At 69.9% G+C, this 26,313-nt stretch carries 23 protein-coding genes and 1 tRNA gene; 18 read left to right on the forward strand and 6 right to left on the reverse strand.

The window, feature by feature from the left end:
* Positions 1-14: 14 nt before the first annotated feature.
* A tRNA-Met gene (locus tag NFC98_RS01885) sits at positions 15-91 on the reverse strand.
* A 190-nt stretch (positions 92-281) separates the two neighbouring features.
* Between NFC98_RS01885 and phbB the strand changes: the two genes are divergently transcribed.
* Complete coding sequence (phbB, locus tag NFC98_RS01890; RefSeq protein WP_183333177.1) at positions 282-1,028, forward strand: acetoacetyl-CoA reductase; 747 nt, start codon at positions 282-284, stop codon at positions 1,026-1,028.
* A gap of 108 nt (positions 1,029-1,136) precedes the next feature.
* Here the strand turns inward: phbB and NFC98_RS01895 are convergent, their stop codons facing one another.
* On the reverse strand, positions 1,137-3,923 hold the full coding sequence (locus tag NFC98_RS01895; protein WP_254276502.1) for a DUF349 domain-containing protein: 2,787 nt from the start codon (positions 3,921-3,923) through the stop codon (positions 1,137-1,139).
* Positions 3,924-4,179: 256 nt separating this feature from the next.
* On the opposite strand from NFC98_RS01895, the gene minC reads away from it, so the two are divergent.
* The 4 genes from minC to sbcB all read left to right on the forward strand — a co-directional run bounded on the left by minC (position 4,180) and on the right by sbcB (position 7,625).
* The gene (gene minC, locus NFC98_RS01900) at positions 4,180-4,929 is read left to right on the forward strand and encodes a septum site-determining protein MinC (protein ID WP_254276503.1); all 750 of its coding nucleotides are present in this window, start codon (positions 4,180-4,182) and stop codon (positions 4,927-4,929) included.
* 63 nt (positions 4,930-4,992) lie between these two features.
* Complete coding sequence (gene minD / locus NFC98_RS01905; RefSeq protein WP_254276504.1) at positions 4,993-5,811, forward strand: septum site-determining protein MinD; 819 nt, start codon at positions 4,993-4,995, stop codon at positions 5,809-5,811.
* Positions 5,808-6,059, forward strand: a complete 252-nt coding sequence (minE, locus tag NFC98_RS01910) for a cell division topological specificity factor MinE (protein WP_183333169.1) — start codon at positions 5,808-5,810, stop codon at positions 6,057-6,059. The genes minD and minE overlap by 4 nt, the downstream gene beginning before the upstream one ends.
* A 78-nt stretch (positions 6,060-6,137) precedes the next feature.
* Positions 6,138-7,625 (forward strand): exodeoxyribonuclease I, encoded by a 1,488-nt coding sequence (sbcB, locus tag NFC98_RS01915; protein ID WP_254276505.1) that lies wholly within the window; start codon positions 6,138-6,140, stop codon positions 7,623-7,625.
* Between the two features lie 71 nt (positions 7,626-7,696).
* On the opposite strand, the gene NFC98_RS01920 is transcribed toward sbcB, so the two are convergent.
* Positions 7,697-10,564 carry an insulinase family protein gene (locus NFC98_RS01920; protein ID WP_254276506.1) on the reverse strand — a complete coding sequence of 956 codons (2,868 nt, stop codon included), beginning with the start codon at positions 10,562-10,564 and terminating at the stop codon, positions 7,697-7,699.
* A gap of 23 nt (positions 10,565-10,587) precedes the next feature.
* Positions 10,588-11,262 (reverse strand): SOS response-associated peptidase, encoded by a 675-nt coding sequence (locus NFC98_RS01925; RefSeq protein ID WP_254276507.1) that lies wholly within the window; start codon positions 11,260-11,262, stop codon positions 10,588-10,590.
* A gap of 199 nt (positions 11,263-11,461) precedes the next feature.
* On the opposite strand from NFC98_RS01925, the gene NFC98_RS01930 reads away from it, so the two are divergent.
* Positions 11,462-12,079 carry a TetR/AcrR family transcriptional regulator gene (locus NFC98_RS01930; RefSeq protein ID WP_254276508.1) on the forward strand — a complete coding sequence of 206 codons (618 nt, stop codon included), beginning with the start codon at positions 11,462-11,464 and terminating at the stop codon, positions 12,077-12,079.
* A gap of 53 nt (positions 12,080-12,132) precedes the next feature.
* Positions 12,133-12,798 (forward strand): 1-acyl-sn-glycerol-3-phosphate acyltransferase, encoded by a 666-nt coding sequence (locus NFC98_RS01935; RefSeq protein WP_254277761.1) that lies wholly within the window; start codon positions 12,133-12,135, stop codon positions 12,796-12,798.
* Between the two features lie 10 nt (positions 12,799-12,808).
* Here the strand turns inward: NFC98_RS01935 and NFC98_RS01940 are convergent, their stop codons facing one another.
* Positions 12,809-14,080 (reverse strand): HlyC/CorC family transporter, encoded by a 1,272-nt coding sequence (locus NFC98_RS01940; RefSeq protein ID WP_254276509.1) that lies wholly within the window; start codon positions 14,078-14,080, stop codon positions 12,809-12,811.
* Positions 14,081-14,158: 78 nt separating this feature from the next.
* The gene (gene ccsA, locus NFC98_RS01945) at positions 14,159-14,959 is read right to left on the reverse strand and encodes an inner membrane protein YpjD (RefSeq protein WP_254276510.1); all 801 of its coding nucleotides are present in this window, start codon (positions 14,957-14,959) and stop codon (positions 14,159-14,161) included.
* A 236-nt stretch (positions 14,960-15,195) separates the two neighbouring features.
* Between ccsA and ffh the strand changes: the two genes are divergently transcribed.
* The 11 genes from ffh to NFC98_RS02000 all read left to right on the forward strand — a co-directional run bounded on the left by ffh (position 15,196) and on the right by NFC98_RS02000 (position 26,258).
* Positions 15,196-16,605, forward strand: a complete 1,410-nt coding sequence (gene ffh / locus NFC98_RS01950) for a signal recognition particle protein (RefSeq protein ID WP_254276511.1) — start codon at positions 15,196-15,198, stop codon at positions 16,603-16,605.
* A 182-nt stretch (positions 16,606-16,787) separates the two neighbouring features.
* On the forward strand, positions 16,788-17,036 hold the full coding sequence (gene rpsP / locus NFC98_RS01955; protein ID WP_183333153.1) for a 30S ribosomal protein S16: 249 nt from the start codon (positions 16,788-16,790) through the stop codon (positions 17,034-17,036).
* A 37-nt stretch (positions 17,037-17,073) separates the two neighbouring features.
* Positions 17,074-17,625 (forward strand): ribosome maturation factor RimM, encoded by a 552-nt coding sequence (gene rimM, locus NFC98_RS01960; protein WP_254276512.1) that lies wholly within the window; start codon positions 17,074-17,076, stop codon positions 17,623-17,625.
* Positions 17,626-17,675: 50 nt separating this feature from the next.
* Positions 17,676-18,437, forward strand: coding sequence for a tRNA (guanosine(37)-N1)-methyltransferase TrmD (gene trmD, locus NFC98_RS01965; RefSeq protein ID WP_254276513.1), 762 nt, complete (start codon positions 17,676-17,678; stop codon positions 18,435-18,437).
* Positions 18,438-18,583: 146 nt separating this feature from the next.
* A complete protein-coding gene (rplS, locus tag NFC98_RS01970; protein WP_023005502.1) occupies positions 18,584-18,940 on the forward strand; it encodes a 50S ribosomal protein L19 in 357 nt (118 codons plus the stop codon).
* A 133-nt stretch (positions 18,941-19,073) separates the two neighbouring features.
* Entirely contained in the window at positions 19,074-19,976 is a 903-nt protein-coding gene (gene xerD, locus NFC98_RS01975) for a site-specific tyrosine recombinase XerD (RefSeq protein WP_254276514.1), read from the forward strand.
* Positions 19,977-19,979: 3 nt separating this feature from the next.
* Positions 19,980-20,720, forward strand: a complete 741-nt coding sequence (locus NFC98_RS01980; RefSeq protein ID WP_254276515.1) for a DsbC family protein — start codon at positions 19,980-19,982, stop codon at positions 20,718-20,720.
* A 110-nt stretch (positions 20,721-20,830) separates the two neighbouring features.
* The gene (locus NFC98_RS01985; protein ID WP_183333144.1) at positions 20,831-22,147 is read left to right on the forward strand and encodes a homoserine dehydrogenase; all 1,317 of its coding nucleotides are present in this window, start codon (positions 20,831-20,833) and stop codon (positions 22,145-22,147) included.
* 3 nt (positions 22,148-22,150) lie between these two features.
* A complete protein-coding gene (gene thrC / locus NFC98_RS01990; protein ID WP_254276516.1) occupies positions 22,151-23,539 on the forward strand; it encodes a threonine synthase in 1,389 nt (462 codons plus the stop codon).
* A gap of 285 nt (positions 23,540-23,824) precedes the next feature.
* The gene (locus NFC98_RS01995) at positions 23,825-25,636 is read left to right on the forward strand and encodes a DHH family phosphoesterase (protein ID WP_254276517.1); all 1,812 of its coding nucleotides are present in this window, start codon (positions 23,825-23,827) and stop codon (positions 25,634-25,636) included.
* 4 nt (positions 25,637-25,640) lie between these two features.
* Positions 25,641-26,258, forward strand: coding sequence for a YitT family protein (locus NFC98_RS02000; protein WP_254276518.1), 618 nt, complete (start codon positions 25,641-25,643; stop codon positions 26,256-26,258).
* The last annotated feature ends 55 nt before the right edge of the window (positions 26,259-26,313 follow it).

Here is a 26,313-nt window from a genome sequence, read left to right on the forward strand (position 1 = left end):
CCTTTCTCGATATTTGGTAGCGGGGACCGGATTTGAACCGATGACCTTCGGGTTATGAGCCCGACGAGCTACCAGACTGCTCCACCCCGCATCAACGTGAGGCGTATTCTACAGGGATTACCCCTTTAGTCAAGGGTGCAGGTTCAAACGCTCGTCCCGCCTGCACTCTGTGGTCCATACTGCGCGAAGTTGTCATCTGGTTGGCAACTTCATCGAGAATAATTCCGGTGCCGGCCCGACCCGGCCGGCCCGTTCAGCGTCATGACTATAGGGAGGTAACAATGGCCAACAACGCAACCGTTGCTTGGGTAACCGGTGGAACCGGCGGTATCGGCAGCGCGATCTGTCGCGCCCTGGCCGACGAGGGCTACCAGGTGGTGGCCGGCTACCACAACCCGGAGAAGGCCAAGACCTGGCTGGAGGCCCAGAAGTCGGATGGCTACACCAACATCGATATCGCCGGGGTGGACCTGGTGGACTTCGATGCCTGCGTCAACGGGGTCAAGGAGATCGAGGAGAAGCATGGCCCGGTCGGTGTGCTGGTCAACTGCGCCGGCATCACCCGCGACGGCACCATGAAGAAGATGACCCCGGAGCAGTGGCACGAGGTCATCGACACCAACCTCAACAGCGTCTTCAACACCTGCCGCAGCGTGCTCGACTCCATGCTCGAGCAGCAGTACGGCCGCATCATCAACATCTCCTCGATCAACGGTCGCAAGGGCCAGTTCGGCCAGGTCAACTACTCGGCCGCCAAGGCCGGCATGCACGGCCTGACCATGGCGCTGGCCCAGGAGACGGCCACCAAGGGCATCACCGTGAACACCGTGTCGCCGGGCTACATCGCCACCGACATGATCATGAAGATCCCCGAGAAGGTGCGCGAGTCGATCCGCGAGACCATCCCGGTCAAGCGCTACGGCAAGCCCGAGGAGATCGGTCGCCTGGTGGCCTACCTGGCCCACCAGGAGTCCGGCTTCATCACCGGTGCCAATATCGACATCAACGGCGGGCAGTTCATGGGCTGATCGCCCTCCCTGTCATGACGCCCCCGCGGCCGAGGCGGTCGCAGGGCGTGGCAAGAGAAAGCGCGAGGCAATCCCTCGCGCTTTCGCGTTCTCGGCAGACGGGCGGGGTCAGGGGGGCGGGAGCCGGGTCAGGTGCTCGAGCAGGCGATCGAGTTCGCCCACCTCGTGGGCCCACAGCTCGGGGGAGACGGGGCCGGTGGCCAGCAGTTCGCGCAGCACGCCGCGGACCTCCTCGGCCCGCGAGAGCTCGCGGCCGAGGTTCTCGTTGAGGCGCTCGACCTGGATCGCCAGCCGCAGCGGGTCGTCCCGGTGGCTGACGCGTCCCACCGCCAGCAGCGAGAGGTGCACCCGGACCCTGGCCAGCCGCTCGGCCACCTCCGAGGGGCTGGAAGGCTCGTGACGTGCCGCGTTGCGGCGCGCATGGGCGCCGCGCATGTCCTCGGCGAGTGACAGACCTTCCGGCAGCCCGACGTCGCGGCTGGCCTCGCCGGCCAGGCTGTCGGCGTCGGCCGCCAGGTGCTCGGCCAGCAGCGGCTGGACCGCGCGCCAGCCCTCCACCTCGTCGATCACCGCCAGGCGTTCGAGGCGTTCGCGTCGGGCGCGTACGATGCCCGACCAGCGCCGGCGCATGCCCTCGGTGCGCCGCCCCGTGGGCAGTGGCTCGAGGGCGGCGGCGTCACGGATCGCCGCGTCGAGCACGGCCTGGTCGTCGCTGCTGGCGGGGTGCCAGGCGTCGAGGCGATCGATCAGGGCCTGCATCGCCTCCAGGCGCTCCCGGGCCCGCTGGGCGCGGTCGTCGCGCTCCGCCTCCCGGGAGGCGAAGATCTGGTCGCAGAGGCCGCGGAACTCCCGCCACAGCGCCTGCTCCTCGCCCTTGGGGGCCCGGCCCAGCTCGCGCCAGCGACGCTGCAGGGTCTTGGCCTGCTCGGCGCGACGAGCGGCGGGCAGCGGCTGCTCGAGCAGGCCCCGTGCCTCGTCGATCAGCTCGCGCTTGGCGGTGGCGATGGCATGGGCTCGCTGGTCGATCAGCGCCTGAAGCTCATGGCGGATGCGGCCGAAGCGCCGCCCGATGGCCTCTGCCTGGTCGCGGGGCACGGGAGAGGCGTGGCGCCACTGCTCGCGAGCCTTGTCGCGGATGTGACGCAGGGCGTCCGGGTCGGCCTCCTCGGCGGGCTGGGCCAGCAGGGTCTCGAGCTGCTCGCAGAGCGTCTCGCGGGTGGCCAGGTTGCGCTGGCGCTCCTCGTCGAGCCGCGCCCGCCAGGGAGCGAGACGGTCATGGATGCGGTCCGAGGCGGCACGGAATCGGGCGGACTGCTCGCGGTTGGCCGCGGCGTCGCCCAGCGACTTCCACTCCTTGACCAGCTGGCGGTGGCGCCGATCGAGGGCGCCGTCGCTGGCCCCCGGCTCGTCGGCCAGGGCCTCGATGGCCTGGCAGAGCTGGTCGCGCTTGGGGCCGGCGACGAAGCCGCGCCAGTCGCGCAGCTCGGCCAGCCGGGCGCCCAGCCGCTTGAGGCGCGCCTCGTGGGGCTGCAGCTGCCGGCCAGGGAGCCGCTCGGCGGCCTGCCGCAGCCGCTGGTGCAGTCGGCTGGCTCCCTTGAAGGCGCCGCTCTCCAGCAGGCGCTCGAACTGGTCGAGCTCGTCGACGAAGCGTGCCAGCCGCACCTCGAGGTCGTCCCCGGTCGGCTCCTCACCCTCCCGCGCCAGGTGCGTTCGAGCCCGCTGCAGCAGCGGCGAGGGAGCCAGGCCCTCGGGCCAGCCGACGGCCTCCACCAGGGCCTGGAGGCGCTCGTCGTCGCCATCATGGAGCGCGCGTTCGATCTCGCCGGCGCGCTCCTCCAGCCTGACCCAGGCCTGGCTGAGGCGGTCGAAGCCCCGCCGTGCCTTGTCGTAGCGCTTGCGCAGGGCCTCGTCGGGAAGGTGCTGGTCGGAGAGTGCCTGCCAGCGGTTGTCGAGCAGCTGCTTCTGGGCGCGCAGGCTGGCGATGTCCTGGTCGGTGATGCCGTCGCTGCGGGTCAGGGCGTCCAGGCTCTCCTCCAGGGCTTCCACCAGGGCCTCGCGGGTCTGGTCGGCATCCTCGCGACGCTGGTGGGCCGCCTCCCGGGAGCGCTGGTGGGCCTCGTGGTCGCCGATCACCTTGCGGCAGCGCAGGCAGGCATCCTGGTAGCGGCGCTCCTGGCCGGCATCGGGCAGGTCCTCCAGGCCGTTCCATTCGCGCATCAGATGGCGGAAGCGACCGGCATAGAGCGGCTCCCAGGGGGCATTGGCATGGCGCTCCAGGTCGGCGAGCAGCGCCTCGCGGCGCTCGCGCGCGGCGGCCAGCGAGGCGGCGTCGGCGCGGATGCGGTTGAGCCGCTCCCGGGCCTGGCGCATCACCTGGCGGTCGCGGCGGGCGGACTGGGCCAGCCGGGCCAGCCCGGCCTCGCTCTGCACGCGTGCCGCGGCGGCATGGCGCACCGCGGCGATGCCGTTGTCGCAGGCCTGGCGGATCAGGGCCTCCTCGTCGTCGAGCCTCTCCAGGGCGGCCAGGCGCAGCTGCTGGTTGTCGCCCTGCAGGGCGATCTCGGCCAGCAGGTCAGGGGAGGCCAGCCGCTCGACCAGGGCGATTCGCGCGCCCAGCTCCAGGCTGCCCTGGCGGCCGCTCAGCAGCTCGACGAGCCGACGGGAAAGCTCGGCGGAGGCCGGCGCGGCGTCCAGCAGCGCCATCAGACGGGCGGGGTCGTCGAGCCGTGCCAGGGCGGCGGAACGCACCTCGGCATCGTCGTCCAGGGCCAGGCGCTCCAGGGCCTGGCGATGCTCCTCACGGGCGGGGTCGAGGCGGGGAATCGCCTGGCGGCGCACGGCCGGGTCGGGGTGCTGCCAGCGGGGGGCGAAGAGGCGGCGAAGGAGTCCTGACATGGGTGATCCTGAGAGGGGCGCATCACGCACCGGGAAGCGCAGGCCTGTTGTTGTAGATGTCGATGAAGGTGACCGGGGGCGTTGGAATATCTAAGCACGCGCCGCCGCTGGGGAAAAGTCCGTCTCCCCGGCAGGGTGTGGCCGATGGGAGACACTGACAAGCCCCCGCGGCTGGGCTTATGATCAGTTGCAGGGGGCGTGTCACTCGCTTAGCTTTGAGTCGATACCCCGACCAACACTGACGTGGAGTTCGGCAATGAGCCTCAAAGTGGACAGGGACAGCATGGCCTTCACCTTCAAGGGGGGGATGCTGCCGATGACGGTCATGGAGCTGACCAGCGCCGACCCCGAGCGGATTCGCGACCAGCTCGCCGGCAAGCTCAGCCAGTCCCCGGCCTTCTTCCAGCACACCCCGGTGGTGCTCAGCGTCGAGAAGCTCGATGAGCCCCACCTCGCCCTGGAGCGCATCTGCGCGGTGTGTCGCGCGCACAAGCTGCTGCCGGTGGCCGTGCGCGGCGGGGCCGAGCCGGTCAAGCAGTCGGCCTGGGCCCTGGGGCTCGGCTGGTTTCCGCCCCAGGAGGCCGCCAGGCCGCGTCCCCTGGAGAGCGTGGCCCCCAGCGAGGCCGAGTCGGCGGCGGACGCCGCGGCCGAGATCGAGGCGCCGCCCGGCGTCTCCAGCGGTGGACGCATCTACCGTGGCACGGTGCGCTCGGGGCAGCAGGTGACCTCGCCGGAGGGTGACCTGGTGGTGGTCGGGTCGGTCAACGCCGGGGCCGAAGTGCTGGCCGCCGGCAGCGTGCACGTCTACGGCGCCCTGCGCGGGCGTGCCCTGGCCGGCATCCACGGCGATCCCCTGGCGGGGATCTTCTGCCGTGAACTGCATGCCGAGCTGCTCTCGGTGGCCGGCAACTACAAGCGCCTCGAGGACATCGACCCCTGCCTGCTGGGCACCACCGTCCAGGTGCGCCTCGAGGGCGACCAGCTCGGCATCACGCCGCTGGCCTGACCCCGGGCAGGGTCGCCATCGTCAACACCCCATTACCACCTACCGACTGACAGGAAGCGTAACTTGGCCAAGATCATCGTTGTGACCTCCGGCAAAGGGGGCGTCGGCAAGACAACCAGCGCGGCAGCCATCGCCACCGGCCTGGCGCTGCGAGGCAACAAGACCGTGGTCATCGACTTCGACGTGGGGCTGCGCAACCTCGACCTGATCATGGGGTGCGAGCGCCGCGTGGTCTACGACCTGGTCAACGTCATCCAGGGGGAGGCCGGCCTCAGCCAGGCGCTGATCCGCGACAAGCGGGTCGACAACCTGCATATCCTCCCGGCGTCCCAGACCCGCGACAAGGACGCCCTGAGCCAGGAGGGGGTCGAGAAGGTCCTGGAGACGCTGAGCAAGGACTTCGACTACATCCTCTGCGACTCCCCCGCGGGCATCGAGCGCGGCGCGCAGCTGGCCATGTACTTCGCCGACGAGGCGATCGTGGTCACCAACCCCGAGGTCTCCTCGGTGCGCGACTCCGACCGCATCCTCGGCCTGCTGGCCTCCAAGACCCGGCGCGCCGAGCGCGGCGAGGAGCCGATCAAGGAGCACCTGCTGATCACCCGCTACAACCCGGGGCGGGTCGACAGCGGCGACATGCTCAACCTCGACGACATCCGCGAGATCCTCGCCATCGACCTGATCGGGCTGATCCCGGAGTCCGAGGCGGTGCTGCGTGCCTCCAACCAGGGGGTGCCCGTGACTCACGACGCCGACAGCGATGCCGGCCAGGCCTACACGGACACCGTGGCCCGACTGCTCGGCGAGGACGTGCCCCTGCGTTTCCACGAGTACCAGAAGAAGAGCCTGCTGAGCCGCATGTTCGGAGGAGGTCGCCGGTGAAACTGCTCGAATTCCTGAAGCGAGAGCGCAAGAAGTCCGCGTCGGTCGCCAAGGAGCGGCTGCAGATCATCGTTGCCCACCAGCGCAGCCAGCGCGGGCAGCCTGACTACATGCCGCTGCTGGAAAAGGAGCTGCTGGAGGTGATCCGGCGCTATGTCCAGGTGGACGACGATGCCATCAACATCAGCCTGGACAGCGAGGACAACTGTTCGGTGCTGGAGCTCAACGTCACCCTGCCGCGGGGCTGATCGCCCCCGGCTGAGGGGGTGCGCGGTGCTGTGCTAGGCTGTGGCCTCCATGCCTGATTCGCCGGAGAGACCTTGCCCATGGCGCCGCCCGACGCCCCGCTGACCTTCCTGTGGCACGACTACGAGACCTTCGGTGCCGATCCGCGCCGCGATCGCCCCTCGCAGTTCGCCGCGATCCGCACCGATGCCGACTTCAACGAGGTCGGCGAGCCGGTGGAGTGGTTCTGCAAGCCGGCCGATGACTACCTGCCCCACCCCCAGGCCTGCCTGATCACCGGGATCACGCCCCAGCAGGCCCGCCGCCGCGGGCTGCCCGAGGCGGAGTTCGCCGGGCGCATCCAGGCGCTGATGAGCGAGCCCGGCACCTGTGCGCTGGGCTACAACACGCTGCGCTTCGACGACGAGGTGAGTCGCCATCTCTTCTACCGCAACCTGATCGACCCCTATGCCCGGGAGTGGCAGAACGGCAACTCCCGCTGGGACCTGATCGACGTGGTTCGCGCCTTCCATGCCCTGCGGCCCACCGGCATGGAATGGCCGACCCGCGATGACGGCGCGCCGAGCTTCCGGCTCGAGGACCTCACCGCCGCCAACGGCATCGCCCACAAGGGGGCCCACGATGCCCTGGCCGACGTGCGGGCGACCATTGCCCTGGCGCGCCGGCTCCGGGAGTGCAATGCCAAGCTCTTCGACTATCTGCTGAAACTGCGCGGCAAGCGGGCGGTGGCCCGTCTGCTCGACGTGCCGGGGCGCAAGCCGGTGCTGCACATCTCGCGGCGCTATCCGGCGAGCCGCGGCTGCAGTGCCCTGGTGGTGCCGCTGGCCGAGCATCCCACCAACCCCAACGGGGTGATCGTCTACGACCTGTCGGTGGACCCGGCGCCGCTGTTCGACCTGACGGCGGAGCAGATCCGCCGGCGCGTCTTCGTCAGCAACGACGACCTGGCCGAGGGCACCGAGCGCATCCCGCTCAAGGTGATCCATGTCAACAAGTGCCCGGTGCTCTTCCCCGCCAGCGCCCTCAAGGACGTGGAGGGCCCGAAGCAGGGCGAGTATGGCGAGATCGTCGCGCGCCTGGGCCTGGACGTGGACGCCTGTCGGGCCCACTGGAAACAGCTCAATGCCCGCCCCGAGGTGGCCGGCCGGGTGGCCGAGGTGTTCGCCGAGCCGCCGCCCGAGGGGCCCGGGGATCCGGACCTGATGCTCTACTCCGGAGGCTTCTTCTCGCCGGCCGACCGCCAGCAGATGCAGCGGGTCCGTGACACCGACCCCTGGGACCTGGTCGGGGCGCGCTTCGCCTTCCAGGACCCCCGCCTGGAGGAGATGCTGTTCCGCTATCGGGCGCGTAGCTACCCCGAGACCCTGGAGGGCGAGGAGCTGGCGCAGTGGGAGGCCTACCGCTGGGCGCGGATGAACGACGCGGCGGTGGCCGGCCTGACCCTCAAGGGCTTCGCCCGCGAGATCGAACGCCTCAACCAGGTGGCGCTCAGCGACCGCGACCGCCAGGTCCTCGAGGAACTGGTGATGCACGTGGAGGCGATCATGCCGCCCCAGGCCTTCGACTGATTCCCGCTTCCCGTTCCCATGCGACAGCGCCCGGCCTTGGCCGGGCGCTGTCGCTGTGGGCGGTGTGACGGCTACTCCTCGAACTCGGGGAGCGGGTCCAGGTGGCGGGTCAGGGCCAGGATGTCGTCGGGCTCATCGCCGGGGTCGAAGGCGACCTGGACGGCGGCGGCCTCGCGCAGCTGATGCCAGGCCTGGCGCAGCTCCTCGGCGGAGACCGCCAGGGCGCGCTCGGCGAGCCGTTCACGGCGGTCGAAGTCGGTATCGCCGAAGGACATCGCCTGCCACAGCCGGCCGGCGCGCCCGGAGAGGCTGGTGTCGCGACGGGTCAGCTGGTCATGCACGGCCTGGCGGTAGGGGGCGAGGGCCTCGTCCTCCAGCGTCTCCAGGCGGGTCGCGAAGTCGTCCAGGAAGGCATCGATGCGCTCATCGATCGCCTCGCTGCGGGTATCCGGCGACTGCACCAGCAGCGCCAGGCCCGGCGCATCGAGCATCGGCGAGTAGCCGGCATTGACCACATAGCCCAGCTGCTCCTCGGTGCGCAGGCGCTGATAGAAGGGCGTGTCGATCAGCTGGCCGAGCACCGCCAGCTGCGCCTGGCTGGCCAGCGAGCGGTCGGGGCCCTGCAGATAGCGCAGCAGGACGGACTCCTCGCGGCTGGTGTGCGGTGTCAGGCGCGGTAGGTCGGCGTCGGCGCGCAGCGGAGTGAGCTCGGGAATGGCATCGGCCGCCAGGCGCGGGGCAAGCGCCTCGGCCACCTGGCGGCCCAGGGCCTCGGCCCGCTCGGCGGTCAGGTTGCCCACGGCCATGGCCTCCAGCCGCAGCTCGGCCAGGAGGGCGTCGCGGGCCTCGCGCAGGTCCTCCACGTCGAGCTCGCGGCTCGCCTCCAGCAGGGCGGTGCTGGGCCACTGGGGCCGCACCAGCGCCTCGGCGAGGGTGCGGCCGGCCTGGCGATGCAGCGCCGCCTGGGGAGCGTTGCGCCACTCCCGCTGCAGGCGATAGCGCACCCGCTCGAAGTCGGCCGGTTCCACCTCGCCATGCTGCAGCTGCTCCAGCACCCGCGTCATCACCCGCTCCTGGCGATCGCGCCAGCCTGCGAACGAGAGCGTGATGCCGCGGGCATGGGCATAGGCCTCGAAGTGCTGGCCGGCCAGCCGCGCCGGATAGAGGGCCTCGTTGAGGCTGTCATCCAGCCAGCCGGCGAGCAGCCGCGCCAGGGCGGCATCCCGGGCGGAGTGGGCGGCGCCGGGGTGCTGCAGGCTGAAGCGCCACTCCACCTTGGGGGTGTTGAAGGTGGCGTCCGCCATGTGCCAGAGGTCGAAGGCCGGCTCCTCCACCAGCCGTCGCGGGCGCTCGTCCTGCGCCTCGAGCAGCGTGATGTCCTCGGCGATGTAGGGGTTGGGACCGGGCAGCGCCAGGCCGGTCAGCGCCGTGGCCTCGCCGCCCGCGTCGCGCCTGTCCCCCCCCCCGTCGTGGGCCCAGGGGGCGTGGAACCAGGGTGAGGTCCGCTCGCCCTCCACGTCCGGGGCGCTGTAGAGACGGATCAGGTTGTCCGGAGCGAGGGCGTCGAGGTAGGCCTCGGCACGCTCGCGCTCGAAGCCGTCCATGCGGTAGGCGGCATACTGCACGTCCTCCACCGGGAAGCGCGACAGGTTCATGGCCAGGCGCATGGCGCCCTGCAGCGGCGAGCCATGCTGCTGGAAGCGGAACTCCTGCTCGGCCAGTCGCGCCTTCTCGTCATGGCGCCATGCCTCGAGGCCGCCTTCGCGGATCTGCTCGATGGCGTCGAACAGGGTGGCCTCGATGGCGTCGCGCTGCTCGGCGCCGGCCGGGGTCAGGCTGATGCCGATGCTGAACAGGGCATGGTGGCCGTCGCCGCGGGACACCCCGGCGGAGAGGCCGTCGGCCCAGCCGGCGGCGCGCAGTACCGCGAGCAGGCTGCCGTCGCCCTCGTGGCCCAGCAGGTGGGCGATCAGGTCGGCGGGCTTGTGGCGATACTCGGCGATGGGGTCGGGGATCGGGAACAGGAAGCGCAGCTGGCGGCTGTCACGCACCGACTGCATCGCGACCCGCTGCGGCAGGGTGTCGGTCAGCGCCAGCGGCGCGGTGATCTCGGGGGCCGAGAGCCCGCGGTCGGGAATGGCGGCGAAGCGTTCTGCCACCAGGGACTCGAGCTCGTCCAGCGGCTGCGGGGCGATCAGCGCCAGGTGCATGACATTGGCGTCGTAGTGGCGCTCGTAGAAGTCGATCACCCGCTCGCGAAGGCTCGGTTCGCCGTCGGCCGGGTCGGCCAGGGTCTCGCGGCTGCCCACCGAGAAGCCGGTGGTGGGGTTGTCCGGGTTGAGCAGCTCGTTGAGCACGTCGTTCTCGCGTCGCCCGTCGTCGCGAATGCGGGCCATGTACTCGGAGTGGACGATGTTGCGCTCGCTCTCCAGCCGGTCGGCATTGAACAGCGGCGAGACGAAGAACTGGCTGAACCGGTCCAGGGCGCCCTCCAGGGCCGCCGGGTCGATGTCGAAGAAGTAGTTGGTGTCCTGGGGCGCGGTGAAGGCGTTGTGGCTGCCGCCGTGGCGCGTGATGTAGCCCTGGTAGGCGTCCGCCTCGGGGAACGGCTCGGTGCCCAGGAACAGCATGTGCTCGAGGAAGTGGGCCAGGCCGGCCAGGTCCTCGGGGTCCTGGGCGCTGCCCACCGAGACGTTCATGGAGGCGGCGGCCTTGTCGGCCTCGGGGTCGCTGACCAGCAGGGCGGTGAGGCCGTTCTCCAGGGTCAGCACCCGGTAGTCGCGGGTATCGTGGGGGCTGACGATCGGGGTGATGGCCTCGGCAACGCCCTCTTGGGGGGCGGCCATGGCGCCGTTGACCAGCAGGGTGGCCGCCAGGGCCAGCGGGCCGAGCAGAAGCCCCGGCAAGCGCGCAGGGGCGGGGGGCAGGACGGTGGACATCGTCTCTCCTTGTCGGGAAGGTATCAGGCGCGGCGGCACAGCATGGGGCCGATAGGGTGGGCGCAGGCCGCCTCCTGATTCGCGGGATTGTTCACTCGTCTAGATACCGGAAAAGCGCCCAACAGTTCCTCACGAGCGGTCACCAGCAGCGCGCGGGCCGTGTCGGGGGGCGTCCGGGGGTCGAGCCAGCGACGTGCCGCGTCGGGCTCGATCACCGCCGGCAGGCGGTCGGTCAGCGGCGCCAGCAGCGGGCTGGTGGCCACCGTGACCAGCGCCAGCGAGTCGGTGTGCTCCGCGAGGCTGGTGTGGAAGCGGCACCAGATGGCCGCGAGCAGCAGGGGGCCGCGATCGGAGCGGGTGACCAGGAAGGGCTGCTTGGAGCGTGGCTGCGCCTTCCACGCATAGACGCCGCTGGCAGGGACCAGGCAGCGGCGCGCCAGGAAGGCCTCGCGGAACATCGGGCGTGCCTCCAGCGACTCGGCCCGGGCGCAGTGGGGGGCGTGGTCCAGCACCTCGAGCCAGGGCGGCGTCAGCCCCCAGAACAGCCGGCCCAGATGCGCCACCCCGGCCTCCAGCCGAATGGCCGAGAGCATGCGCCGCGGCGCCAGGTTGGGGCTGGTCACCAGCGGCGCGTCGACCGTCAGGTCGGGCATCAGCTGGGCGAGGTCGAGCGGGGCGATATGCAGTCGGCCGGCCATGGGCACTCCGCGAACGGTGGGGCGACAGGGTAACCAAGTCGCCGGGGGGAGAAAAGCGTCGAGGCCTCGCCTCGAGGCCGCGGCCTTGCGTTCGGCATCCGGCACGATAAGCTATCGAAAACAGTGTTCGATCTGCGCTATGCTAGCCCACCGGCCGACCCGCTCGGCCAACGCACGTCAATGGCTCGCGAGGAAACCGATGGCCCGTCCCAGACAGCATGCGCCCGAGGCGCTACATGCCCAGGTCATGGCGGCATGCGATGCCTGGCTGCAGGAGAACCCGGTGCACACCCTGTCGCTGCGTGCCCTGGCCCGAGAGGTGGGCTGTGCGCCCAGCACCCTGCTCAAGCTCTACGGCAGCTTCACCAACCTGCTGCAGCACGTCAATGTCGAGACCCTGGCGCGGCTGCGCGGGGTGATCGAACCGCTGACCAGCCAGGCCACGCCGGAGGAGCGACTGGGTGCGCTGGCGCGGGCCTACTGGCAGTTCGCCCAGCGCGATGCCTATCGCTGGCAGCTGCTCTTCGACTACCCCCTGGCCCAGGAAGGTGAGCTCGACCAGCGGCAGAGCGACATGATCGAGGCGCTCTTCCTGCGGGTCGAGACCACCCTCAAGGAGTATCAGCCGGCGCTGGGCGACCTCGAGGCACGCCGCCTGGGACGCACCCTCTGGGGCAGCGTCCATGGGCTGGTGCTGCTGGGGCTCAACGAGCGCCTGGGCTACTGGCAGGGCCAGCAGCTGGAGGTGGGCGAGCTGCTCGACCAGCTGCTCGACACCATCCTGGCCGGCCTGAGGGCGAGGCCCGACGCGACGTGACCCCGCTGGCCTGGTTCCTCCCCGCCTGCCTGGGGCTCGCGCTTGCCTGGGGGCTGCTTCGCCACCCCCGTCCCACGGTGCGCTGGCTGGTCTATCTCGCCGTGCGCCTCGTCTACCGGCTGCGCCTGAGCGGGCAGGCGAACATCCCGGCCCACGGCGCCGCGCTGGTGGTCTGCAACCATGTCAGCTTCATGGATGCCCTGGTGGTGGGTGGCGCCAGCCGGCGGCCGCTGCGCTTCCTGATGGACAAGCCGATCTACGACTCGCCCTGGCTCAACTGGCTGTTCCGGCTGGTGGGGGCGATCCCCGTGGAGTCCGAGCGGCGCGATCCCGGGAACATCCGGCGCGCCCTGGAGGAGGTCAGTCGGGCCCTGGCCGCCGGTGAGGTGGTGATGCTGTTTCCCGAGGGGCGGCTGACGCCGGATGGGGAGATCCACCGCTTTCGCCGGGGGCTCGAGCTGATCCTGGCCCGCGACCCGGTGCCGGTGGTGCCCGCCGGCCTGGCCGGGCTGTGGGGCTCCTGGACCTCCCACTGCCATGGCCCGGCCCTGAGTGGCCGTCCGCGCCGCTTCCGTGCCCGTGTGGCGCTGCACTTCGGCGAGGCGCTGATTCCCCGGGAGGCGAGCCGCCAGCGCCTGGAGGTCCGGGTCCGCTCGCTCAAGGCCGAGGCCGACCGCTGGGTCGAGGCCGAGGGCATGCAGGCGCTGGAGCGGCGCTGACCGCCGCGCCTCAGCGGCGCCGCGGCGCCTGCCAGCAGCGTGCGGCGGTGATCAGATTGTCGCGGACCTCGAGGATCTCCATGCGGATGCCGGCCAGCTGCAGGCAGGCAGGGCCGTCGGGGAAGGCTTCCAGGTGCTCGAGGATCAGGCCGTTGAGCGTCTTCGGACCATCGGTGGGCAGTTTCCAGCCCAGCGCCTTGTTGATGTCGCGGATGTTGGCGGTGCCGTCGATGACGTGGCTGCCGTCCTCCTGTCGGTGGATCTCCTGCTCCATGCCCGCCACGTCGGTGGTGAACTCGCCGACGATCTCCTCGAGGATGTCCTCCAGGGTCACCAGTCCCTCCACGTCACCATACTCGTCGACCACGATGCCGATGCGGCGCTTCTGCTTCTGGAAGTTGAGCAGCTGGGTGTGCAGCGGGGTCGATTCCGGAATGAAGTAGGGCTCCCTGGCCTCCTGGACGATGGCCGCCTTGGTCACCTCGTCGCGAGACAGGAAGCGCGCCGCGTTGCGCAGGTGCAGCATGCCGATGATGTTGTTGATGTCGCCCTTGTAGATCGGCACCCGGGTATGCTGGCTGGTGCGGATCTGGGCCAGGATCGCCTCGAGGTCGTCGTCCAGGTCGATGCCCATCACCTCGTGGCGCGGCACCATGATGTCGTTGACCGTGACGTTCTCCAGGTCGAGGATCGACAGCAGCATCGCCTGGTGGCGCTGGGGGATCAGCGTGCCCGCCTCGTGCACCACGGTGCGCAGCTCGTCGCGGGTCAGGTGGTCGGCGCTGCCGTCGATCTGCTTCACGCCCATCAACCGCAGCAGGCCGTTGGAGATGGCGTTGACCATCCAGACCAGCGGGTAGAGCAGCTTGAGCAGCGGCTCGAGGACCATCGAGGCGGGATAGGCGATGCGCTCGGGCTTGACCGCCGCATAGGTCTTGGGGGTGACCTCGGCGAAGATCAGGATGACGATGGTCAGCAGCAGCGGTGCCAAGGCCGGGCCGGTCACCTCGCCGAAGAAGTGAATGGCGAGCACCGTGGCGATGGCGGCGGCCAGGTTGTTGACCAGGTTGTTGCCGATCAGGATCACGCCGATCAGGCGGTCCGGGCGAGCGAGCAGGCGCAGGACCCGCTGAGCGCGAGCTTCACCGCTGCTGGCCTGGTGGCTCAGGCGGTAGCGGTTGATCGACATCATGCCGGTCTCGGAGCTGGAGAAGAAGGCGGAGAGGCAGATGAGCAGGAACAGCAGGCCGAACAGCAATCCCAGCGGGAAGTCGTCGCTCAAGTCGAAGGGTCCTCAATGGCGTGTCAGGCTCGATTTGACGGGACGGGCGCCGGCACTGTCAAGCCGCCTGGCCCGGCCTCAGCCGCGGCCCAGTACCACCTCCAGCACGAACTTGCTGCCGAAGTAGGCCAGCAGCAGCACCGCGCAGCCGCCCAGGGTCCAGCGCACCGCCCGCATGCCCCGCCAGCCCAGCCGATGGTGGCTGTACAGCAGCACCGAGAAGATGATCCAGGCGGCCAGCGACAGGATCGTCTTGTGGGCCAGGTGCTGGGCGAACATGCTGTCGAGGAACAGGAAGCCGCTGAGGATCGACAGCGTGAGCAGGGCCACGCCGGCCCAGATCAGCTCGAAGAGCACCCGCTCCATGGTGGTCAGCGGCGGCAGGGCCTGGACGATGCCGCGAATGTGGTGGTGACGCAGGGCGCGGTTCTGCAGGCCGAGCAGCACGGCCTGGGCCGCGGCGATCGCCAGGGTGGCGAAGGCCAGCAGCGCGCTGAGGGCGTGCAGGGCGATGCCCGGCGTGAGGCCGTTGGTGCGCTCCGGGCTCGGCAGCCCGATGGCCAGCAGCAGGGCCAGGCCGGCTAGCGGGAAGATGCCCACCGCAGCGTTGAGCACCGGCTTGAAGAGGCTGAGGACCAGCAGCAACAGCACCAGCATGGCGCTGATGACGATCACGCTGGTGGAGAGGCCGGGCAGTACCGGCGCCCCGTGGCCGAACAGCCCGATGGCCAGCGGCAGGTGGCAGAGTAGCCCCAGGATGCCCAGCCCGCGCACCAGCATGGGCTGCGGCGACACTCGGCGAGCGAGAACCAGTCCCTGCCAGGAGGCGGCGGCGATGTAGAGGATGAAGGCCAGGGTGGCCAGAGAGAGCGCCTGCATCGGTTGCTTTCCATGCGCCTGTAGGATGGGTGGCGTGCCGCTACTATACCCAATCCCCCGGTTGGCGCACAGGCCGTGGCCTGCGGCAGCTCGCCCGCAGGCTTGTCGCCAGATCAGCCCCGAGCCATGCAAGTTATCTGCGATAGCCGTGGGCTCGCCCCGGGGTGCATGGAGACTCGCGGCCACAGCGCGTATAATCCCCAGCCATATTCGGGCCGTCGCCACTGGAGAGGCCAATGTTCCAGAATCTCAGCGAGCGTCTGTCGCAGACGCTCAAGTCGATCAAGGGTCAGGCCCGCCTGACCGAAGAGAACGTCAAGGACACCCTGCGCGAGGTGCGCCGCGCGCTGCTCGAGGCCGACGTGGCCCTGCCGGTGGTCAAGGACTTCATCGAGCGGGTGCGCGAGCGCGCCGTGGGCCAGGAGGTTTCCAAGAGCCTCTCGCCGGGCCAGCAGTTCGTCAAGATCGTCCAGCAGGAGCTCGAGGCGACCATGGGCGAGGCCAACGAGGGGCTGGCCCTCAAGGGCTCGCCGGCGGTGGTGCTGATGGCCGGCCTGCAGGGCGCGGGCAAGACCACCTCCGTGGCCAAGCTGGCGCGCTACCTCAGGGAGCGCGAGAAGAAGAAGGTGCTGGTGGTCTCCGCCGACGTCTATCGCCCGGCGGCCATCGACCAGCTCGAGACCCTGGCCCGCGAGGTCGGCGTCGACTTCTTCCCGTCGCGCGCCGACCAGCAGCCCGTCGCCATCGCCGAGGCGGCAATCAAGCACGCCAAGATCCAGTTCCATGACGTGGTCATCGTCGATACCGCCGGTCGCCTGGCCATCGACGAGGCGATGATGGCCGAGATCCAGGCGCTGCATAAGGCGGTGGCGCCCCAGGAGACGCTGTTCGTCGTCGACGCCATGACCGGCCAGGACGCGGCGAACACCGCCAAGGCCTTCCATGAGGCGCTGCCGCTGACCGGGGTGATCCTCACCAAGGCCGACGGCGACGCCCGCGGCGGTGCGGCGCTCTCGGTGCGCCACATCACCGGCAAGCCGATCAAGTTCATGGGCGTGGGCGAGAAGGTCGATGCCCTGGAGCCCTTCCACCCGGACCGCATCGCCTCGCGGATCCTCGGCATGGGCGACGTGCTGTCGCTGATCGAGGAGGCCGAGCGCACCGTCGACAAGAAGAAGGCGGAGCAGCTGGCGAAGAAGGTCAAGAAGGGCGAGGGCTTCGACCTCGAGGACTTCCGCGACCAGCTCCAGCAGCTCAAGAAGATGGGCGGCATGGGCGGGCTGCTCGGCAAGCTGCCGGGCATGGGCCAGATGGCCGAGATGGCCCAGGGGCCCGGCCCCGAGAAGGAGCTGGGCAAGCTCGAGGCGCTGATCAACTCCATGACGCCCCAGGAGCGCCGCCGCCCCGAGATCATCAACGGCTCCCGCAAGCGGCGTATCGCCGCCGGGGCTGGCCTGCAGGTGCCCGACCTCAACCGCCTGCTCAAGCAGCACAAGCAGATGCAGAAGATGATGAAGAAGGCGGGCAAGAAGGGCGGCATGCAGAAGATGATGCGCGGCATGTCCGGCATGATGGGCGGCGGCGGCCCGGGAGGTCCCGGCGGCATGGGAGGAATGGGCGGCCCCGGCGGGATGCCCTGGCGGTAGGCCCGAAAAAGGTTCCCAAGCGGGGCTGTTTTCCGTAGAATGCTGCGTCTTCACTGGCAGGACCGCGATTCGTCGTGGCCGACGCCATGACCGAATGCCCGAAACGGGGTCTGTCGACGATCCGTCGGCAGGCGCCGCTTCCCGAGCAGTACAACCCAATCCGCAACGAAGGACAGACAACGATGGTTACCATTCGTCTGGCACGTGGTGGCGCCAAGAAGCGTCCCTTCTACCACCTGACCGTGACCGATTCACGCAACGCCCGCGACGGCCGCTTCATCGAGCGCCTGGGCTTCTTCAACCCGATCGCCCGCGGCCAGGAAGAGCGCCTGCGCGTCGACCTGGACCGTATCGCCCACTGGGAAAGCCAGGGTGCACAGCTCTCCGACCGCGTCGCCGAGCTGGTCAAGGAAGCCCGCAAGCAGGCCTGATGCGCCTGACTTGCCTGCTGACGTGGTGGGGTCGTCGATGAGCGAACACGCGCAAGCGCCGCAAGGCGACGATCATGTGGTGCTGGGGAAACTGACCAGCCCCTACGGCGTCAAGGGCTGGCTCAAGGTGTACTCGTACACCAGCCCCATGGACGGCATCCTCGACTATCAGGAGTGGGTGCTGCGTCATGAGGGCCGGCTGGAGCGGCGGCGGCGGGTCCAGGGTCGTCGTCACGGCAAGGGCCTGGTGGCCCAGATCGAGGGCGTCGACAGCCGCGAGGCAGCCGAGGCCCTGGCCGGTGCCGAGATCCTGCTGCCCAAGGCCGAGCTGCCCGAGCTCTCCGGCGACGACTTCTACTGGCACGAGCTGGAAGGCCTGCGGGTGGTGACCCGTGATGGCGTCGTGCTGGGCAGGATCGATCACCTCTTCGAGACCGGCGCCAATGACGTTATGGTCGTCAAGGGCGGGCTCGAGGCCGATGCCGTCGACGCCCGGGAGCGGCTGCTGCCGTTCCTGCCCGAGGAGGTCATCCTCGAGGTAAACCTCGAGGGCGGCGTGATGACCGTCGACTGGGATCCTGAATTCTGATGGATGCCGCGTCGATGGCACCGCAGTCGGGTTCCGGATCGGTCTCCGGCATGTGGATAGGCGTCGTCTCGCTGTTCCCGGAGATGTTCGAGGCGATCACTCGCCACGGCGTCACCGGCAGGGCGGTGGAGAAGGGGCGTATCGCGCTGGAGTTCTGGAACCCGCGCGACTACGCCACCGACCGGCATCGCACGGTGGACGATCGCCCCTACGGCGGTGGTCCCGGGATGCTGATGAAGGTCGATACCCTGCGTGCGGCCATCCACGAGGCCCGGGAGCGGGCCGAGCAGGCCACCGGGCAGCGCCCCAGGGTGGTCTACCTGTCGCCCCAGGGGCGGCGGCTCGACCAGGCCGGCGCGCAGGAGCTGGCGTCCGGGCCGCCGCTGGTGGTGGTCGCCGGGCGCTATGAAGGCATCGATGAGCGGGTCGTCGAGACCGACATCGATGAGGAGTGGTCGATCGGCGACTACGTGCTGAGCGGCGGCGAGCTGCCGGCCATGGTGCTGATCGACGCCGCGGCAAGGCTGGTGCCCGGGGTGCTGGGCCATCAGGATTCCGCGGTCGAGGACTCCTTCAACGACGGGCTGCTGGACTGCCCGCACTATACCCGCCCGGAGGAGATCGACGGGCGGCGGGTGCCGGAGGTCCTGCTCAGCGGCAACCACGGTGCCATCCGGCGCTGGCGGCTGAAGCAGTCCCTGGGGCGTACCTGGCTGAGGCGCCCCGACCTGCTGGAAGGCAGGATGTTGAACAAGGAGCAGCGCGAGCTGCTCGAGGAGTACCTCGAGGAACACGCCCTGACGGCCAGGTAGGCAGGGCGGAGGTGCGGGGAGCGTCGCGTCGCTGACCCGCGTCACCCATCGTCTCCCGCGCTCTCGAGCTCGCTCGGGCGCCGGGATCACGATCCATCGGCACTCCAAACCGACCGGTGGATCAACATTTTGAGGAGTTATCCGTCATGAGCAGCAAGAACAAGGTGATCCAGGCGCTCGAAGCCGAGCAGATGAGCAAGGAAGTCCCGGCCTTCGCCCCCGGCGACACCGTCGTCGTCCAGGTCAAGGTCAAGGAAGGCAACCGCGAGCGTCTCCAGGCCTTCGAGGGCGTGGTGATCGGCAAGCGCAACCGCGGCCTGAACTCCGCCTTCACCGTGCGCAAGATCTCCCACGGCGTCGGCGTCGAGCGTACCTTCCAGACCTACAGCCCGCTGGTCGACTCCATCAGCGTCAAGCGTCGCGGCGACGTGCGCCAGGCCAAGCTGTACTACCTCCGCGAGCGCAGCGGCAAGTCCGCCCGCATCAAGGAAAAGCTGGCCTGAGGCTGACGCCTCGGCCGGCCACGGACCGGGGCATCTGCCCCGGCCCCGCGCGAAACCCCGTCACCGCACCCGCGGGGCGGGGTTTCGCGCATTGGGGGCGCCATGACGGCGCGCCGAGTCCATGGGAGGCGTGATGCGCGACCACGATGACGCCGGCCAGCTGATCGATGCCTTCCTCGATGCCCTGTGGCTCGAGCAGGGCGTCAGCGACCATACCCTGGTCGCCTACCGGCGTGACCTGATGGCCTGGGCGGCGCGCCTTGCCGAGTGCGGCGAAGCGCTGCTGGCGCCCGCGCCGGCGACGCTGCCGGCCTGGCTCGACGAGCGTCGCGAGGCCGGCTATCGGCTGCGCAGCAATGCGCGACTGCTCTCGAGCCTGCGGCGCTTCTACCGCTGGGCGCTCGAGCAGGGGCGCCTCGCGCATGACCCCCTGGCCGAGGTGAGGCTGCCACGGGTGCGCCCGGCCCTGCCGGACACCCTGGAGGAGGCCGAAGTGGTGCGGCTGATCGAGGCGCCGGACGTCACCACCGACCTGGGGCTGCGCGACCGGGCCATGCTCGAGGTGCTCTACGGGGCGGGGCTGCGGGTCTCGGAGCTGGTCGGGCTGACCACCGATGCGGTGAACCTGCGACAGGGGGTCGTGCGGGTGCGGGGCAAGGGCGACAAGGACCGGCTGGTGCCGCTGGGCGAGGAGGCGGTAGAGTGGCTGTCACGTTACCTGCGTGCGGGACGTGGCGGCCTGATGGCCGACATCACTCGGCCGGCACTCTTCCCGGGGCGGGGCGACCGGCCGATGACCCGCCAGGCCTTCTGGTACCGGATCAAGGCCCATGCGCTGGCCGCCGGCATCGATCGGCCGCTCTCGCCCCATACCCTGCGGCACGCCTTCGCCACCCACCTGTTGAATCATGGGGCCAACCTGCGTGTCGTACAGCTGCTGCTCGGTCACAGTGATCTCTCGACCACGCAGATCTATACCCATGTGGCGCAGGCCCGCCTGGAGGCCCTGCATGCCGATCATCACCCGCGAGGTTGACACATGAATACCCCCTTCCGGACACTCCTCTCCGGCCTGCTGGCCGCTTCCCTGGCCGCCCCGCTGCTGGCCCAGGCCGACCCGGCCGGCGAGCTGGCGGAGCGGCTGGCGGTCAACGGCCAGCCGATGCCGGTGGAGAGCGTGCGCGAGACGCCGCTCGAGGGCTTCTTCGAGGTTCGCCTGACCACCGGCGAGCGCTTCTACAGCGATGCCGAGGGCCAGCACTTCCTGGTCGGTGACCTCTACGAGAACGGCGACCAGGGCCTGGTCAACCTGACCGAGCAGGGTCGCAACGGCGAGCGCGCCGCGCGCCTGGCCCAGGTGCCCGAGGACGAGCGGGTGATCTTCCGTGGCGCCGGCGAGAGCCGCGCCGAACTGGTGGTCTTCACCGATACCACCTGCCCCTACTGCCGCCAGCTCCACGAGGAGGTGCCGCGGCTCAACGAGCTGGGCATCGAGGTACACTACCTGGCCTTCCCGCGGACCGGGATGAACGCCCAGGGGGCGCGCACCATGCAGCAGGTCTGGTGCGCCGACAACCCCGCCGAGGCGATGAGCACCGCCAAGCGACAGGAGCCCCTCTCGGGGCCGGCAGACTGCGACAATCCGGTCGAGGCACAGTATCATCTGGGCATGGAGCTCGGTGTCCAGGGCACGCCGGCCATCGTGCTGCCCGACGGCCGCCTGGTCCCCGGCTACGTGCCGGCCGAGCGCCTGGCCGCCATGCTCGGCATCGAGGGCTGAGCCCCGGCGACCCACACACGACAGACACCGGCCCGAGCCGGTGCATCGGCCTGCCTGCGGGCGGGCCGACACGCTGAGACACAACCAGACACGCGAGCAGGAGCAAGACATTGAAACCGGTGAGAGTAGGAATCTGTGGGCTGGGAACCGTCGGTGGCGGTACCTTCAACGTGCTGACGCGAAATGCCGATGACATTGCCCGTCGTGCCGGCCGCCCGATCGTCATCGAGCAGGTCGCCCATCGCAGTCCCAACCCCGACTGCGACCTCACCGGCATCAAGACCACCCAGGACGTCTTCGAGGTGGCCAACAACCCCGACGTGGACGTGCTGGTGGAGCTGATCGGCGGCTACGACGTGGCCCGGGAGCTGGTGCTCACCGCCATCCAGAACGGCAAGCACGTGGTCACCGCCAACAAGGCGCTTATCGCGGTGCACGGCAACGAGATCTTCGCCGCGGCCCACGAGGCGGGCGTGATCGTGGCCTTCGAGGCCGCCGTGGCCGGCGGCATCCCGGTGATCAAGTCGCTGCGCGAGGGGCTGGGCGCCAACCGCATCGAGTGGGTGGCCGGCATCATCAACGGCACCGGCAACTATATCCTGACCCACATGCGCGACGAGGGGCGTGCCTTCGAGGACGTGCTGGCCGAGGCCCAGGCGCTGGGCTACGCGGAGGCCGATCCCACCTTCGACGTCGAGGGCATCGACGCCGCCCACAAGCTGACCATCCTCGCCTCCATCGCCTACGGCGTGCCGCTGCAGTTCGAGAAGGCCTTCACCGAGGGCATCTCCCGGGTGACCGCCGAGGACGTGGAGCAGGCCGATAACCTGGGTTACGTGATCAAGCACCTGGGCATCTCCAAGCGTACCGACCAGGGCCTGGAGCTGCGCGTGCATCCCACGCTCATCCCCAAGGAGCGGCTGCTGGCCAACGTGCACGGCGTGAAGAACGCCATCGCCGTGATGGGCGACGCCGTCGGCCCGACCCTCTACTACGGCGCCGGCGCCGGCGCCGAACCCACCGCCTCCTCGGTGGTGGCCGATATCCTCGACGTGGCCCGCGACATCGCCACCGACCACCACTACCGGGTGCCCTACCTGGCCTTCAGCGGCATCGACGAGGACGTCAGCCAGCTGCCGATCCTGCCCATGGAGGAGATCATCTCCGCCTACTACCTGCGGCTGCTGGCGGTGGACCGCCCCGGCGTGCTGGCCCGGGTGGCCACCATCCTCGCCGAGCAGGGCATCTCCATCGAGGCGCTGATCCAGAAGGAGGCCACCGAGGGCGAGCTGGTGCCGATCATCCTGATGACGCACCGCACCCGCGAGCAGCACATGAACGAGGCGATCCGCCAGATCGAGGCCATGGCCGACATCGCCGGTCCGGTGACGCGGATCCGCGTCGAATCCCTGGACGAACAGGAATAACCGATGCGCTATATCAGCACCCGCGGGCAGGCGCCCGCGCTCTCCTTCGAGGAGGTCGTGCTCACCGGCATGGCCAGCGACGGCGGCCTCTACGTGCCGGAGACCGTCCCCCAGCTCACCCATGACGACCTGGCCGAGATGGCGGGGCTCTCCTACGCCGAGATCGCCTTCCGGGTGATGCAGCCCTTCGTCAACGGCGAGATCGACGATGACACCTTCCGGCGGCTGGTGACGGAGGCCTATGCCACCTTCAGCCACGATGCCGTGGTGCCGCTCAACCAGCTCGACGCCAACCACTTCCTGCTCGAGCTGTTCCACGGCCCGACCCTGGCCTTCAAGGACGTGGCGCTGCAGCTGCTCGGCCGGCTGCTCGACCACTTCCTGAAGAAGCGCGGCGAGCGCGCGGTGATCATGGGCGCCACCTCCGGCGATACCGGTTCGGCGGCCATCGAGGGCTGCCGCCACTGCGACAACCTGGACATCTTTATCCTCCACCCCTATCAGCGGGTCTCGGAGGTGCAGCGTCGCCAGATGACCTCGGTGCTGGCCGACAACGTCTTCAACGTCGCCATCGAGGGCAACTTCGACGACGCCCAGGCCATGGTCAAGGCGAGTTTCGCCGACCAGTCGTTCCTGAACGGCACCCGGCTGGTGGCGGTGAACTCCATCAACTGGGCACGCATCATGGCCCAGATCGTCTACTACGTGGCCTCCGCCGTGGCCCTGGGCGCCCCGCACCGCAAGGTGAGCTTCTGCGTGCCCTCGGCCAACTTCGGCAACGTCTTCGCCGGCTACATGGCCTACCGCATGGGCCTGCCGGTGGAGCGCTTCGTGATCGCCACCAACGCCAACGATATACTGCACCGCACCCTGGCCGCCAACGACTTCTCCAAGCAGGAGCTCAAGGCGACCCTGGCGCCCTCCATGGACATCGTGGTGTCGTCCAACTTCGAGCGGCTGCTGTTCGAGGCCTATGACCGCGACGGCGCCGCCGTGGCCGAGCTGCTCGCCCGCTTCCAGGCCGAGCCGACCGCCCTGGCGGATGCGCCCCTGGCTCGGCTGCGCGAGCGCTTCGCCAGCCACAGCGTGGATGACGCCACCATCCTCGAGGTGATCCGCGAGGCGCACCACCGCACCCAGGAGATCCTCGATCCGCACACCGCCACCGGCTACCGCGCCGCCGAACGCGAGCGGGGCGACGCGAGCGTGCCGATGATCACGCTCGCCACCGCCCACCCGGCCAAGTTCGCCGAGGCGGTGGTCAAGGCGGGCTTCCCGGGCGTGCCGCTGCCGCCCCACATGGACGACCTGCTGGAGCGCGAGGAGCGCTACACCGTGCTGCCCGCCGAGCTCTCCGCGGTGCAGCAGTTCGTGGTCGAGAACCGCCGCTAAAGCCGTAAGTGAAAAGCAGCGAGGGGCGCCGGGGACAGGTTAGGAGTGTCTCGATGTCGCTGGAGCTGGATGCCCGCTCGGGGCTGATCCGTCGACAGGCCCCGGAGCGCCGGACCGACGAGGGGGCGCTGTGAACCCCTCCCTGGGCGCTACCGATGCCATCCCTGGCATAGGACCCCCTCTTCGGCCTGTCCCCGGCGCCCCTCGCTCGACACGGCATTCCCTTCGCTCGCCGCGGCGTTCCCATCGCCGTGTCCACATGGATGCGAACCAGAGGAGTCAGGCTTGAACGCCGCAAGCGATCCCATCGATCTTAACCAGCGCCTTAGGCCGCGCATCCTGCCGCGGCCCCGGGACGCCGCCCTCTACGCCCGCGCCCAGCGCGAGGGGCTCTCCGAGCTGCAGGCGCGGATCCTCGCCGGGCGCCTGAAGGGCTTCGAGGGCGAGCTCTCGCCGCTGATCTCGCCCAGCCTGCGCCACCTGGCCCACCCCGAGAAGCTGGTGGATGCCCGCCGCGCCGCCGAGCGCATCGCCCAGGCGGTGGTCGACGGCGAGCATATCGGCATCCTCACCGACTACGACGTGGACGGCATCACCTCCCACGTGGTGATCCGGCGCACCCTGGTGGAGCTGTTCGGCGTGCCGGAGGCGAGGCTGCACAGCCTGATCGGCCACCGCATCCATGACGGCTACGGCATCAGCCTGCCGCTGGTGGAGCGCACCCTGGCCCTCGCGCCGCGCCCCCGCCTGGTGATCACCGCCGACTGCGGCAGCAGCGACGAGCCCCGGATCGCCCGCCTGGCGGCGGAGGGGATCGACGTGGTGGTCAGCGACCACCACGCCCTGCCGGTGGAGGGGCCGCCGCCCTCGGCCCATGCGGTCGTCAACCCCACCCGCGACGACTGCGACTACCCCGACCCCACCATCGCCGGCTGCATGGTGGCGTGGCTGGTCATGTCGCTGACCCGTTCGGTGCTGGTCGAGTGGGGCGAGCTGCCCGAGGCCACGCCCAAGCTCTCGCCCTGGCTCTCCTATGTGGCGCTGGGCACGGTAGCGGACTGCGTCTCCCTGGGCGGCAGTCCCGCCAACCGCGCGGTGGTGACCCACGGCCTGGCGCTGATCAACCGCATGGAGGCCGCCTGCTGGCGGGCCATGGCCGAGCGCCTGGGGGCCGACAGCGTGCCCTTCGATGCCGAGACCCTGGGCTTCCAGATGGGGCCGCGGATCAACGCCCGCTCGCGCCTGGATGACCCCTATGCGGCGCTGCACTTTATGCTCGCGGCGGATGACGCCACGGCAGCGCGTCACCTGGAAACGCTGGATCAGGACAACCAGTCGCGCAAGGCGATCGAGGCCGACATGGCCGAGGAGGCGAGGGCGCTGGCGCTGCCGGCGCTGGCCGCCGACGAGCCCGCCGTGGTTGTCTTTCTGGAGAGTGGCCATCCCGGCGTGCAGGGCATCGTGGCCTCGCGGCTGGTGCAGGCCTACGGCCGGCCGGCACTGGTGCTGACCCCGGCCGCGGCCCCCGGCATGCTCACCGGCTCGGGCCGCTCCATCGAGGGGCTGCACCTGCGCGACGCCCTGCAGCGCACCTTCGAGCTGGCGCCGGAGGCGCTGCCGCGCTTCGGTGGCCACCGGGGGGCCGCCGGCGTGGGGGTTCCAGCCGAGCGGCTCGGGGCCTTCAAGGCGGCCTTCCTGACGGCGGTAGGGGAGCAGCTGGGCGAGGCCGAGCTCTTCCCCAGGATCCTCACCGACGGCGAGCTCGCTCCGCACCAGCTGAGCCTGGCGACCCTGGACGAGCTGCAGGCGCTGGGACCCTACGGACGCGAGTTCGATCCGCCGCTGTTCCAGGGGGAGTTCCTGGTGGAGCGCCTGCGCCCGGTGGGCGCCGACGGCACCCACCTGATGCTGGAGCTCTCCTCCGGCGCGGCCAGCCTCAAGGCGATCTGGTTCCGGGCGCTGACGCCCGGGGAGATGCCGACCTTCGGTGTCGGCGACCGGCTGCGCTGCGCCTTCAAGCTCAACCGCAACCGCTGGCGGGGGCACGAGAGCCTCCAGCTGATGGTCGAGCACGCGGAAGCTCTCACCCAAGGATAGCCGGATGGACCCTCAGGAACTGCCCACCGACCCCCATCGTCTCCACGAGGACGTGATGGCGATGCTGGTCGGGACCCTCTTCGTGGCGCTCGGCGTCACCTTCTACACCCAGGCGACGCTGCTCACCGGCAGCACCGCCGGCCTGGCCTTCCTGCTGCAGTACGCCACGGGCTGGGCGTTCGGTGCCTGGTTCTTCCTGATCAACCTGCCGTTCTACTGGCTGGCGATCCGCCGCATGGGCTGGAGCTTCACCCTGCGCACCTTTGCCACCATCGCCCTGGTCTCGCTCTTCTCGGAGCTGACCGGGCGCTGGGTGACCCTCGAGGGCCTCAACCCGCTCTACGCGGCGCTGATGGGGGGCAGCCTGATCGGCATCGGCATGCTGATCCTGTTTCGGCACCGCTCCAGCCTCGGCGGGGTGAACATCCTGGTGCTCTACCTGCAGGACCGCTACGGCTGGCGTGCCGGCTACGTGCAGCTCGGCATCGATGGCTTGATCATGCTGGCGGCGCTGATGACGCTGCCGATGGAGCGCGTCGGCCTCTCGGTGCTTGGCGCCGTGGCCCTCAACCTGATCATCGCGCTCAACCACAAGCCGGGCCGCTACATGGGCGTCAGCTGATCCAGAACCACCAGACGATCAGGGCGATCAGGCCCACGCCTGCCAGGTTGACGAG

Origin of the sequence: Halomonas sp. 3H (assembly GCF_024206005.1) — a bacterium.
Taxonomy (GTDB): domain Bacteria; phylum Pseudomonadota; class Gammaproteobacteria; order Pseudomonadales; family Halomonadaceae; genus Halomonas; species Halomonas campaniensis.

Coding starts and splice junctions, on each gene's coding strand:
- phbB (WP_183333177.1), top strand. CDS start 282: ATGGCCAACAACGCAACCGTTGCTTGGGTAACCGGTGGAACCGGCGGT.
- NFC98_RS01895 (WP_254276502.1), bottom strand. CDS start 3,923: ATGTCAGGACTCCTTCGCCGCCTCTTCGCCCCCCGCTGGCAGCACCCC.
- minC (WP_254276503.1), top strand. CDS start 4,180: ATGAGCCTCAAAGTGGACAGGGACAGCATGGCCTTCACCTTCAAGGGG.
- sbcB (WP_254276505.1), top strand. CDS start 6,138: ATGGCGCCGCCCGACGCCCCGCTGACCTTCCTGTGGCACGACTACGAG.
- NFC98_RS01920 (WP_254276506.1), bottom strand. CDS start 10,564: ATGTCCACCGTCCTGCCCCCCGCCCCTGCGCGCTTGCCGGGGCTTCTG.
- NFC98_RS01925 (WP_254276507.1), bottom strand. CDS start 11,262: ATGGCCGGCCGACTGCATATCGCCCCGCTCGACCTCGCCCAGCTGATG.
- NFC98_RS01930 (WP_254276508.1), top strand. CDS start 11,462: ATGGCCCGTCCCAGACAGCATGCGCCCGAGGCGCTACATGCCCAGGTC.
- ccsA (WP_254276510.1), bottom strand. CDS start 14,959: ATGCAGGCGCTCTCTCTGGCCACCCTGGCCTTCATCCTCTACATCGCC.
- ffh (WP_254276511.1), top strand. CDS start 15,196: ATGTTCCAGAATCTCAGCGAGCGTCTGTCGCAGACGCTCAAGTCGATC.
- rpsP (WP_183333153.1), top strand. CDS start 16,788: ATGGTTACCATTCGTCTGGCACGTGGTGGCGCCAAGAAGCGTCCCTTC.
- rimM (WP_254276512.1), top strand. CDS start 17,074: ATGAGCGAACACGCGCAAGCGCCGCAAGGCGACGATCATGTGGTGCTG.
- trmD (WP_254276513.1), top strand. CDS start 17,676: ATGTGGATAGGCGTCGTCTCGCTGTTCCCGGAGATGTTCGAGGCGATC.
- rplS (WP_023005502.1), top strand. CDS start 18,584: ATGAGCAGCAAGAACAAGGTGATCCAGGCGCTCGAAGCCGAGCAGATG.
- xerD (WP_254276514.1), top strand. CDS start 19,074: ATGCGCGACCACGATGACGCCGGCCAGCTGATCGATGCCTTCCTCGAT.
- NFC98_RS01980 (WP_254276515.1), top strand. CDS start 19,980: ATGAATACCCCCTTCCGGACACTCCTCTCCGGCCTGCTGGCCGCTTCC.
- thrC (WP_254276516.1), top strand. CDS start 22,151: ATGCGCTATATCAGCACCCGCGGGCAGGCGCCCGCGCTCTCCTTCGAG.
- NFC98_RS02000 (WP_254276518.1), top strand. CDS start 25,641: ATGGACCCTCAGGAACTGCCCACCGACCCCCATCGTCTCCACGAGGAC.